The sequence below is a fragment of the Zhongshania sp. genome (assembly GCF_041623545.1).
GTDB lineage: Bacteria > Pseudomonadota > Gammaproteobacteria > Pseudomonadales > Spongiibacteraceae > Spongiibacter.
The window spans coordinates 1-10179 of sequence record NZ_JBFJWS010000102.1; the positions used below are offsets into that span (position 1 = coordinate 1).

General features: G+C 51.5%; 12 protein-coding genes. 5 read left to right on the forward strand and 7 right to left on the reverse strand.

Annotated elements, in window-relative coordinates; genetic code table 11:
• From ABYT30_RS10630 to ABYT30_RS10640, 3 genes are all read right to left on the reverse strand, one after another.
• Positions 1–471, reverse strand: a 471-nt coding sequence (locus ABYT30_RS10630; RefSeq protein ID WP_373096385.1) for a metal ABC transporter permease, incomplete at its 3' end; no start/stop codon positions are given.
• Positions 464–1219: a zinc ABC transporter ATP-binding protein ZnuC gene (gene znuC / locus ABYT30_RS10635; protein ID WP_373082520.1), complete on the reverse strand. Its 756-nt coding sequence runs from the start codon at positions 1217–1219 to the stop codon at positions 464–466. The genes ABYT30_RS10630 and znuC, both read right to left, overlap by 8 nt.
• Positions 1212–1697 (reverse strand): Fur family transcriptional regulator, encoded by a 486-nt coding sequence (locus ABYT30_RS10640; RefSeq protein WP_373082518.1) that lies wholly within the window; start codon positions 1695–1697, stop codon positions 1212–1214. The genes znuC and ABYT30_RS10640 overlap by 8 nt, the downstream gene beginning before the upstream one ends.
• An 85-nt stretch (positions 1698–1782) precedes the next feature.
• Between ABYT30_RS10640 and ABYT30_RS10645 the strand changes: the two genes are divergently transcribed.
• Positions 1783–2631, forward strand: coding sequence for a metal ABC transporter solute-binding protein, Zn/Mn family (locus ABYT30_RS10645; protein ID WP_373082516.1), 849 nt, complete (start codon positions 1783–1785; stop codon positions 2629–2631).
• A gap of 52 nt (positions 2632–2683) precedes the next feature.
• Here ABYT30_RS10645 and ABYT30_RS10650 read toward each other — a convergent pair whose 3' ends face one another.
• Complete coding sequence (locus ABYT30_RS10650) at positions 2684–2950, reverse strand: hypothetical protein (RefSeq protein ID WP_373082513.1); 267 nt, start codon at positions 2948–2950, stop codon at positions 2684–2686.
• 251 nt (positions 2951–3201) lie between these two features.
• On the opposite strand from ABYT30_RS10650, the gene polA reads away from it, so the two are divergent.
• Entirely contained in the window at positions 3202–6012 is a 2811-nt protein-coding gene (gene polA / locus ABYT30_RS10655) for a DNA polymerase I (protein ID WP_373096387.1), read from the forward strand.
• 211 nt (positions 6013–6223) lie between these two features.
• Here polA and yihA read toward each other — a convergent pair whose 3' ends face one another.
• On the reverse strand, positions 6224–6904 hold the full coding sequence (yihA, locus tag ABYT30_RS10660) for a ribosome biogenesis GTP-binding protein YihA/YsxC (protein ID WP_373082509.1): 681 nt from the start codon (positions 6902–6904) through the stop codon (positions 6224–6226).
• Between the two features lie 139 nt (positions 6905–7043).
• On the opposite strand from yihA, the gene ABYT30_RS10665 reads away from it, so the two are divergent.
• The 3 genes from ABYT30_RS10665 to ABYT30_RS10675 all read left to right on the forward strand — a co-directional run bounded on the left by ABYT30_RS10665 (position 7044) and on the right by ABYT30_RS10675 (position 8913).
• Positions 7044–7346 carry a cytochrome c5 family protein gene (locus ABYT30_RS10665; protein ID WP_373082506.1) on the forward strand — a complete coding sequence of 101 codons (303 nt, stop codon included), beginning with the start codon at positions 7044–7046 and terminating at the stop codon, positions 7344–7346.
• Between the two features lie 57 nt (positions 7347–7403).
• Entirely contained in the window at positions 7404–8030 is a 627-nt protein-coding gene (locus ABYT30_RS10670; protein ID WP_373096389.1) for a cytochrome c, read from the forward strand.
• Positions 8031–8211: 181 nt separating this feature from the next.
• Complete coding sequence (locus ABYT30_RS10675; RefSeq protein WP_373096391.1) at positions 8212–8913, forward strand: thiol:disulfide interchange protein DsbA/DsbL; 702 nt, start codon at positions 8212–8214, stop codon at positions 8911–8913.
• A gap of 76 nt (positions 8914–8989) precedes the next feature.
• Here the strand turns inward: ABYT30_RS10675 and ABYT30_RS10680 are convergent, their stop codons facing one another.
• Together ABYT30_RS10680 and ABYT30_RS10685 are read right to left on the reverse strand one after the other, a co-directional pair.
• Complete coding sequence (locus ABYT30_RS10680; RefSeq protein WP_373096393.1) at positions 8990–10024, reverse strand: alpha-L-glutamate ligase-like protein; 1035 nt, start codon at positions 10022–10024, stop codon at positions 8990–8992.
• Positions 10024–10176, reverse strand: a complete 153-nt coding sequence (locus ABYT30_RS10685; protein ID WP_373096395.1) for a 7TM domain-containing protein — start codon at positions 10174–10176, stop codon at positions 10024–10026. The genes ABYT30_RS10680 and ABYT30_RS10685 overlap by 1 nt, the downstream gene beginning before the upstream one ends.
• Positions 10177–10179: the final 3 nt, after the last annotated feature.

Genomic DNA, 10179 nt, shown 5'->3' on the forward strand with positions numbered 1-10179 from the left:
CAGTTCGGCGTGGGCGCAAAGTGCGACAAGTGCGGACCAGTAGCGCCACAATAGGCCGAGGACTAGCGCGCAAATAATCGCCAAATTGACTAGGTCTTCGCGCAATATGGCGAGCAAATCGCCAAATAAAAAGGCATTTAAGTCGAGGCTTTGATTGTCTATGAATGATAGGCAAACCAAGCCTAGCGCTAGGCTGCTGTGAGAAAGAATACCTAATAAGCTATCGAGGGCGATATCTCGCCACCACTGCAGCGCAAATAAAACCACCGCAATGAGTAAACAACTAACGAGTACGCTGTACTGAAGATTGGCTTGTAGTGCCAGACCCAAGGCCAGGCCAAGCAGCGCCGAATGAGCGAGTGTGTCGCCATAGTAAGCCATGCGCTGCCAAGTCACGAGGGCGCCCAGGGGGCCGCTGACGGCGGCTACCAATAATCCCGCGAGCAATGCATAAAGTAAAATATCAATCATGGTGTTTGTGCTCGCAAACGACGTCACCGTGTATATCGTGCTGGTGGTCGTGATCATGCTGGTACAGCGCGACGGCTTCAGCGTGGCGCCGGCCAAATAAGGCCAAATATTCAGGGTCGCTACTGACTTGCTCTGGATGGCCGTGACAGCAAATATGTTGGTTGAGACAAATAACGGTGTCAGTTTGCGCCATGACCCAATGCAAGTCGTGGGAAACCATGAGCACGGCGCAGCCCAGCTCGTCGCGTAGGTCGCTGATGAGCTCGTAAAGCTCAGTTTGGCCGCTAATATCCACGCCCTGGGCTGGTTCGTCGAGTACAAGTAAATCTGGGTTGCTAAGTAAGGCCCTGCTGAGAAGTACCCGCTGGGTTTCGCCGCCGGAAATATCGTGGAGGGGGCGATTTTGTAAATGTTGAATGCCAGTTCGCGCCAGTGCGGCGGCAATTTGTTTGCGATCGGACTTGGCCATGGCTAAAAACCGCGACACACTCAAAGGCATAAGCGGATTCAGCGATAATTTCTGAGGCATATAGCCAATTCGCAGGCCTGGCCGCCGGTATATGGTGCCACTATCGGCTTTGGTGAGGCCCAGAGCGACCTTGATTAACGTGCTCTTACCTGCACCGTTGGGGCCGATAATCGTCATTATTTGCTTGGCAGACAGGCTTAAGCTGATATTGCTCAGCAAATTTTGTTGTTGGTGCTTTAAAGAAATAGCGTCAAGGCTAAGCAGTGCGGATTCAGGCATGATCATTTGCCTCAGCACAGTGGGCGCAACAGCCGATAACTTCGAGGCTGGCTGTGTCTACTGCAAAGTCTTGTTGTTGTGCGGCGGCGGCGATGGCGGGATAGATAAGCTGGGTGTCCAATTCAAGGGCAACTTGGCAGTGCCGACAAATAAGGAAGTGGCCCTGATGGGCGTGGCCAGGTTCATTGCAGCCGACAAAGGCATTTAAGCTAGTGATTCTATGAATTAGCCCATTATCCAAGAGAAAATCTAGCGCTCTGTATACGGTTGGCGGCGCGGGACGGCGCAGGCCTTCTTTTGCCAGCTGTTCAAGAATAGTATAAGCACCTATTGGTTTATGGCTTGCCCACACCGTGGTTAATACAAGTTCGCGTATAGTGGTGAATTTTAGTTGGCGCTGCTGACAAAGTTCCCGAGCGCGGAGCAGTGCTTCATCAATACAGTGCTGGTGATCATGCTGCTTGTTAATGTTGTGCATTACTTTTGCGGCGTCCGAGGGTTTTGCTAAGAATATAATGTTATAATATTGCATTAGTGCGGAGATAAACAATGGGGAAATGTGCTTGAAAGCAATAGTGTCGGGGTTAGTGCTCGCTTGGATGTTCTGCAATATGGCCTGGGCAGCTGACAAACCGGTGATATTGACCAGTATTATGCCGCTGCAGCTTCTCGCTCAAGATATTGGCGGTGACGCCGTAACGGTTGATGTTTTGGCGCCGGCTAATGTCTCCCCCCATGATTTTCAATTGCGACCCTCCGACATGCAGCGCTTGCGCAGTGCCGACGTCGTGCTTTGGGTGGGGCCGGCAATGGAGTCGTACTTACAGAAGGCGGTAGCAGAGCAAAGTAATGCGATTGCCCTTTACCCTGCGCTAAGTCTTGGTGAAGATCCCCATGTATGGATGGATGCCGACGAAGTGCAGCGCATGGCGCGGCGTATCGCTCGGATTTTGTCCGACCGTATGCCAACACGTGGCGCGTACTTTCATGCCAATGCCGCGCGGTTCAGCACCGAGTTTAGGCAGTATGATAAGCAATTGCAGCTGGATATTAGTCATCGCAGCGGTCGGCCTTACTTGCTATTGCATGACGGTTTTAGCCGTTTTGAGCGGCACTTTAATCTCAAAGAGGCTGAAGTTGTAATGCCAAGCTCGGACCGCTTACCCGGTGCTCGGCATATTGTTGGCTTGCGATCGCGACTGCAGAAAAACGAGTTCGCCTGTGTTTTTCGTGAGCCACAGTATCCGGCAGCTATGCTAAATGCACTCACATCTGGTTTAGCTGTGCCAATAATAGAAATTGACCCCCTTGGGGCGGAAATGAAGAAGACTGACGGCTTTCTAGACTTATACCGTCAGCTTGGGCAGGCATTTCTCAGTTGTTTCGCGGCCCAGCAGGCCGCGAGGATATAATTCGCCAGCTTGGCTGAGTAGAATCGCTCAGCCAAGATCATGGGCTTTAGTCCTAGTTTTTTGCAATGCTAGGTACTGTGTAGCGAGCCTGCATATCCAGCTCCACATTCAGTGTGGCTGAGACGACATCCAGGGTTTTTTCTAAAAAGCGATCAGCGGAAGCTTTTGACGCGTACTCGATTTGCGCCTCGGCTTTTGGCATTTCGGTAGTTTGATTGTAAGCCAATACCAGCGACTGATTCGCACCTACTTCCGGTTCGGCAGCAGTCGCCATAGTACTGGCAACCAAAATTAAGATTGCGCTGGTAAGGTTTTTCATTTTGCTCTCTCCTCTAAAAACCGAGTAATGCTTCCTCGGGCCAAGGTAAAGGTTACCTTGTGTTACGTAAGGTAACACAACAAATCCAGTTGTCTCCTTAAATTTCGTTAACCTTCGGGTAATGTTGTGTCCATACTGAATGATTTTGTGAAAAACGGTAACACATGAGGTTTGTGTCGGGCTTGAATATTTTGCTCGGGAGGGCCGTGCTACACTCTCCGCTTTCCATAACGACACGTTACTTCACTACTATGACTGCGATAAAACCCCTGATTTTGGTCGACGGCTCGTCTTACCTTTACCGTGCATTTCACGCTTTGCCGCCATTGAATACCTCTAAGGGGCAACCTACGGGAGCCATAAAAGGGGTCATCAATATGCTGCGGCGCCTCTACAAGGATTACCCAGATAGCCCGATTGCTGTCGTTTTTGACGCCAAGGGCAAAACCTTCCGCGATGATATCTACGACCAATACAAGGCGCAGCGCCCACCCATGCCAGATGATTTGCGCAGCCAAATTGAGCCGATCAATGCCATCATCGATGCTATGGGTTTACCAAGGTTGGTAATTGACGGTGTCGAGGCCGATGACGTGATTGGTACCCTCGCCGCGCAAGCGGGCAAAGAGCGCCCAGTGCTAGTGTCGACGGGCGATAAAGACATGGCCCAGCTTGTGAACGAGCATGTGACTTTGGTGAACACCATGACCGACACGGTCATGGATGTGGCTGGTGTTAAAGAGAAGTTTGGGATTCCTCCAGAGCTAATTATCGATTTTCTCGCCTTAATGGGTGATAAGGTCGACAATATTCCCGGTGTGGCGGGTGTTGGCGAGAAAACCGCGCTGGCGCTGATTCAGGCCTTGGGCGGCGTTAGCAGTATTTATGAGAATATCGACAAAGTTGCCGATTTGCCGATTCGGGGTGCTAAGGGAGTTGCTAAGAAATTGGCTGACAGCCATGACAACGCCCTGCTCTCTTATACCTTGGCGACGATTAAGTGCGATGTGCCGCTGGATGTGGGTGTTGCTGATCTTTTGCCGACGGCGCCGGATAACGAGCGCTTGCTGAGTTTATTTAAAGAGTTCGAATTCAAAACCTGGGTTGATGAGCTGAGTCGCGAGGAGCGCGGTGCCGCCATTAGTGCAGAATCGGGTGTCGGCGATTCCGCGTCTGGGGTATCTGGCTTGGCGAGTACAGGGGTTATGGCTGACGAGCTGGCGCTGACATCCGATGTGGCGCCGCAGCTGGATGCGTCCGCCTACCAAATTATACTAACGCAAGCCGACTTTGAGCTGTGGCTGGACAAGCTGCGCGGGGCAAAGATCTTTGCCTTTGATACCGAAACCACCAGTTTAAATTATATGCAGGCCCGCGTAGTTGGGGTGTCTTTTGCGGTTAACGCTGGAGAAGCGGCTTATTTACCCTTCGGTCACGACTATCTCGATGTGCCTGATCAGTTAAATGAGGCAGATGTATTGGCCCAGCTCAAACCGCTTTTAGAAGATCCAGACCGTTATAAAGTGGGGCAAAACCTGAAGTACGACGCCAACGTGCTGCTCAACCACGGTATCACCTTGCGGGGTATACACGACGACACCATGTTGGCCTCCTATGTCTTGGATTCCACCGGCAGTCGCCACGACATGGATACCTTGGCGCTGAAATACCTAGATCACACCACCATCCATTTTGAAGATATTGCTGGTAAGGGTGCCAAGCAGATTACCTTTAACCAAATCGCCCTCGAACAAGCTGGTCCCTATGCTGCGGAAGACGCTGATATTACCTTGCGGTTGTATCAGGCTCTTTTGCCGAAGATCCAGCAGCACGAGGGCCTATTGGCCGTGTATAGAAATATCGAACTGCCCTTGGTGCCTGTACTGTCCCGGATTGAGCGCAATGGCGCCTATGTCGATCGGGAGCTCCTCAGCAAGCAGAGTCATGAGCTGGGTATGAAGATGCAGGCCCTTGAAAAAGAGGCCTATGAACTGGCTGGCGGCGAATTTAATCTCGCCTCCCCTAAACAGCTCGGCGAAATTCTTTTTGAGCGTTTACAAATCCCCGTCACCAAAAAAACCCCGAAAGGCGCGCCATCGACCGCAGAAGAGGTCTTGGCCGAGTTGGCCCATGATTACCCTCTGCCAAGAGTGATACTTGAGCACCGGGGTATGGCGAAGCTCAAGTCGACGTATACCGACAAGCTACCGCTGCAGATTGACCCTAAAACCGGCCGAATTCACACCTCCTACCATCAGGCAGTGGCGGCGACGGGTCGCTTGTCGTCGTCTGATCCCAATTTACAGAATATCCCTATTCGCAGCGCTGAGGGCCGGCGTATTCGCCAAGCATTTATCGCACCGCCGGGCTATGTGATTTTGGCTGCGGATTACTCGCAAATTGAATTGCGGATAATGGCGCATTTGTCGGGTGATCGCGGCTTGGTTGATGCGTTCTCGCGGGGTGAAGACATTCACCGCGCCACCGCTGCTGAGGTATTTGGCGTAAGCACCGACGAGGTGAGCGACGAGCAGCGGCGCAATGCCAAGGCCATCAATTTTGGCTTAATTTACGGTATGTCCGCCTTTGGTTTGGCGCGGCAGCTGCATTTGGGGCGCAAAGAGGCCCAGCAATATATCGATCTTTACTTTGAGCGATATCCCGGAGTATTGCGTTATATGGACGAGACTCGGGTGTTGGCCTCAGAAAAAGGCTATGTTGAAACGCTGTTTGGTCGTCGCCTGCACTTGCCTGAAATCAATGCTCGAAATGGCATGCGCCGCCAAGCGGCGGAGCGCACCGCGATTAACGCGCCCATGCAAGGCACCGCAGCTGACATTATTAAACGAGCAATGATTGCTGTTGATCAATATCTAAGCAGTAGTGCTGTTGACGCGAAAATGATCATGCAAGTTCACGATGAATTGGTGTTGGAAGTTGCGCCGGCCGATTTAGAAACCGTGCAGGCGGAAGTTGTCCGGTTAATGATGGCCGCTGCGGAATTGGCGGTGCCATTAGAAGTCGGTGTCGGGGTTGGCGCAAACTGGGATGAAGCGCATTAAGCGAGGGCTTGGGCGCGGAAAAACGTCAATTTGACTTGGTTAGAATTTGCACAATTTGAATTCCGGGTCTAAAGTCATAAAGCCGCCATCTGGATGTGCTTGAGGGTGGCGCCCGCGTTGGAGACTTGTCTCCCCCCTGACTCCATGAGGAGTAGGATTGCCCGGTGAGCTCAGTTCGCCGGGCTTTTTTGCTGGCTAGTACGCAGCAAAATTAGCTGGATTTATTGGTGTCGATGGCTTCGCCATCGTCGTCGATATAAACCATGTCGACCATATTATTGGTATCCAGCCACTCGTCTAATTTATTGCGTAACTCTTGTAAGCCATCACCATTTGGCGCTGAAAATAGTTGCACGCTAATTAAGTCGCCGTGTTCGGCCACACTTTTGCGCACGGCCAACAAAGTAGCGCTCGCCGGGCCGCGCTTTAATTTGTCAGACTTAGTCAGCAATATGTGCATGGGCATGGCGCTTTTGGTGGCCCAGCGCACCATTTGTTGGTCAAAATCAGTGAGGGGGTGGCGAATATCCATCATGAGTACCATGCCTCGCAGGGATTGGCGTTTCTGCAGATAGGCTTCTAAATTGCGCTGCCACTCGTTTTTCACCGCTAGGGGCACTTTGGCAAAGCCATAGCCGGGCAGATCCACCAGTCGCTGCCGGCCGCTGTCGTCTAAAACAAAAAAATTGAGCAGCTGGGTGCGGCCCGGCGTTTTACTGGTTTTTGCCAACTTTTTGTTTTCAGTAAGGCGGTTTATGGCACTGGATTTGCCTGCATTGGAGCGTCCGGCAAATGCGACCTCTGCGCCGCTGTCGTCAGGACAGTAGTTGAGATTGGGCGAGCTTTTTAAATAGCTGGCGCGGCGGTAATTCAGTGCTGGGCTTGATGACATAGAGAGTCCGAGGGGAATTTGCTAGTGCAGTGGCATTTTACGGCAATTATTGGCCCCAGCGCCATGTAGTTGTGTATAATGCCGCAGTTTTTATATTGTCTCGTCCTGCGCCGCTATACGCAAAATTGAGAGGTAGATCATGAATAAATGGCTCGTGGCTATACTGCTTTCAGTGTCTGGTGTCTCTGCTTTTGCTACAGAGCAGGCGGTTCTAGATCGCTATCAAAAATCTTGCTTTGCCTGTCATGCTTTCGGTGCTAATGGTGCGCCTAAAACCCATGATGTGGCCGATTGGGCGTCGCGTATGGAAAAAGGCATGGATACCCTCGTTAAACACGCAGCGGAGGGATTTAATACAATGCCCCCCAAAGGCTTGTGCTTTGACTGCAGCAACGACGACTTTAAAGCCTTGATCGAATTTATGGCGGCACCAAAGTCATAAACTGAATTTGTTGATTTATATTTTGCTCAGAATTATCTGCTTAAAGAGTACCAAACAATGAATAAAACCGTATTAGTGATGTTCGCCACCTTGATGTTTGCTGGCGCTGCCGTTGCCGCTGAAGGAAATCCTGCAGCGGGTAAAGCAAAGTCAGCAGCCTGCGCGGCGTGTCACGGCGCTGATGGTAACAGCCCGGCTCCGGCCTTCCCGAAATTGGCGGGTCAAGGCGAACGCTATTTGGTTAAGCAAATCACCGACATAAAATCAGGTGCTCGTGCTGTGCCAATGATGGCTGGTCAGACTGACAATTTGTCTGAGCAAGATATTGCTGACATTGCTGCTTACTACGCGAGCAAAGCTGGTAGTACTGGTCAGGCTGATCCAGCCAATGTTGCCAAAGGCGCCGCGATATACCGCGGCGGTATTGCCGACCGTAATATTCCGGCGTGTGCCGCCTGTCACTCGCCTACCGGTAGTGGTATGGCTGCAGCCGGCTTCCCCGCACTTGGCGGGCAGTATGCCGAGTACACCGTCGCTCAGTTAAAAGCTTTCCGCGCGGCAGCGGATGGCCGTGAAGGTCGGGCTAACGACGGTGACGCCATGGTAATGCGTACAATTGCATTCAAAATGAGCGACTCCGAAATTGAGGCCGTAGCCAGCTTTATTCAGGGCCTGCATCCTTAATAATGACTTAGCAAAAAGGCGGCCTAGGCCGCCTTTTTTATCGCTGGGATTTACAGGTGCTGAAATACAGAACGATTCTTAGCGCATACTGTCTTAAACGCTTAGAAAAACAATTTGAATTTGTCATGCAATCCTATGGCACTCAATCTTATAACACTTGATCGAATAATCAGGGGGCTTCATGTTTAAGAAATTTATTCCGCTAGTCAGCGTGTTCAGTTTTTTGCTTATGGTATCCGCGTGTAGTGACGGCGCAGAGCCGGCGGCACCCGCTAAGGCGGCGGTGAGCGCAGCGGCTAGCAGCGATGTTGCGGAACGAGTGGCTAGCAGCGGCGAGCGTTTCATCCGTGTTGCCCAGCCAGTACGTACCGCTAATCCGCAGAAAATAGAAGTGACCGAAGTGTTCTGGTATGGCTGCAGTCACTGCTTCGATTTTGACCCGATGCTTGAAGCTTGGGCAAAGCAACTCCCCGCTGATGTCGATTTTCGCCGTTCGCCAGCCATGTGGAACGAGTTAATGGTGATTCACGCCAAGGCCTTTTATACGGCTGAAGCACTGGGTGTCATAGAGCAGCTCCACACGCCGCTATTTAATGCCATTAATGTTGATCGCAACCCATTACGTGATAGTGCAGCAATTGAGAAATTATTCTTGGCGCACAGTGATGTGGATGCCGAAACATTTCGTAAAACCTTTGATTCCTTTGGGGTGAATAGCCAAGTAAAGCAGGCTGACGCCCGCGCTCGTGCTTACGGCATTGCCGGTACGCCGGAATTAATTATAAATGGCAAATATCGAGTAACCGGCCGTTCAGCTGGTGGTAAGGCCGAAATGCTGAAGGTGGCTGAAGAACTGATTGCTAAGGAGCGCGCGGCTAAGTAAGTGCGCACTTTACAAGCCACGTAGGGTACTGCCTAGCGGCGGAACGCTACGTGGTTTTTTTATGCCCGGAGATTCTTCAGCTCAACGGTGCGGCGGGATCAGGATTGCTATTTTCCGGCTCTAGGGTATCGAAATTTTGTTGAGACTGGGCAAATTCACGCTGACAAAATTCCATACGCTTAGTCGGTTTGGCAAGAGTGATGCCCTTGGCATTTAAACGCTCAATTTCGTCTTCAACCCGTTTGCAACGCGCGGCTAAACCCGTGTCATTGGCAATTTGAATATTGAGTCCGGGCCGCGCATTCAGCTCGAGCATTAGCGGGCCTTTATCTTTGTCCAGCACCATGTCAACGCCCAAATAGCCGAGTCCGGTTAATTCGTAGCAGCGGGTGGCCAGTGACATAAACCCGTCCCAGTAGGGAAGCTGTACGCCGCGGACGGGGTTAGTGGTGTCTGGATGCTTATTAATCAATTTGTTGTGCCAGGTACCATCAAGGGTGATGCCGGTGGCCAAATCGACGCCAACGCCGATCGCGCCTTGGTGGAGGTTGGCTTTGCCGCCGGACTGCCGAGTAGGCAAGCGCAGCATGGCCAGTAGCGGGTAACCTTTTAGGACAATAATCCGAATATCCGGCACACCCTCATAGCTAATGGCACTGAAAATGGGGTCTGGAATAACGCGGTATTCAATAAGTGCGCGATCGCGGTGACCACCTAAAGAATAAATTCCAGATAAGATGCCGGAGATGTGGAATTCAATATCCTCGGTGCTCAATAGGCGGCCGGACGTTGTGCGGTAATAGCCTTCAAATTGGTCGGCGATGACCAGTATGCCGTCGCCGCCAGCGCCCTGTGCGGGTTTTATGACGAAGTCGCTATGGCCCTTCACAAGCTCTTTTAGCTGGCTAATGCCCTTGTCAGAATCGATCACGCCGTACATGGTGGGCACGTTGATACTGGCTTTAAGCGCGCGCTCCTTGGTCTTGATTTTGTCATCGACCAAGGGGTAGAGATGACGCTGGTTATAGCGCAACACATAGTCTGCATTGCGCTGATTAATGCCCATCACGCCGCGCTGGCGGAGGTCCTTCCAGGTGCTGAATAAGGACATTATTGTCTACCTTTGATCATGGCGTTGAAGCGGAATAACTCCGTCAATCGGTAGCCTCGGTAATGGCCAAGGACAAGCATAAAGGCCATAAAGACCAGGAGCATACCGGGGAAGGTAAACACGAAATAGGTCCATGTTGGGTAGGTCATCATTAG

Bases quoted from the DNA above. Each gene is read 5' to 3' on its own strand.
- ABYT30_RS10665 (WP_373082506.1), top strand. From the start codon at position 7,044: ATGAATAAATGGCTCGTGGCTATACTGCTTTCAGTGTCTGGTGTCTCT.
- ABYT30_RS10650 (WP_373082513.1), bottom strand. From the start codon at position 2,950: ATGAAAAACCTTACCAGCGCAATCTTAATTTTGGTTGCCAGTACTATG.
- ABYT30_RS10670 (WP_373096389.1), top strand. From the start codon at position 7,404: ATGAATAAAACCGTATTAGTGATGTTCGCCACCTTGATGTTTGCTGGC.
- znuC (WP_373082520.1), bottom strand. From the start codon at position 1,219: ATGCCTGAATCCGCACTGCTTAGCCTTGACGCTATTTCTTTAAAGCAC.
- polA (WP_373096387.1), top strand. From the start codon at position 3,202: ATGACTGCGATAAAACCCCTGATTTTGGTCGACGGCTCGTCTTACCTT.
- ABYT30_RS10640 (WP_373082518.1), bottom strand. From the start codon at position 1,697: ATGCACAACATTAACAAGCAGCATGATCACCAGCACTGTATTGATGAA.
- ABYT30_RS10680 (WP_373096393.1), bottom strand. From the start codon at position 10,024: ATGTCCTTATTCAGCACCTGGAAGGACCTCCGCCAGCGCGGCGTGATG.
- ABYT30_RS10685 (WP_373096395.1), bottom strand. From the start codon at position 10,176: ATGATGACCTACCCAACATGGACCTATTTCGTGTTTACCTTCCCCGGT.
- yihA (WP_373082509.1), bottom strand. From the start codon at position 6,904: ATGTCATCAAGCCCAGCACTGAATTACCGCCGCGCCAGCTATTTAAAA.
- ABYT30_RS10675 (WP_373096391.1), top strand. From the start codon at position 8,212: ATGTTTAAGAAATTTATTCCGCTAGTCAGCGTGTTCAGTTTTTTGCTT.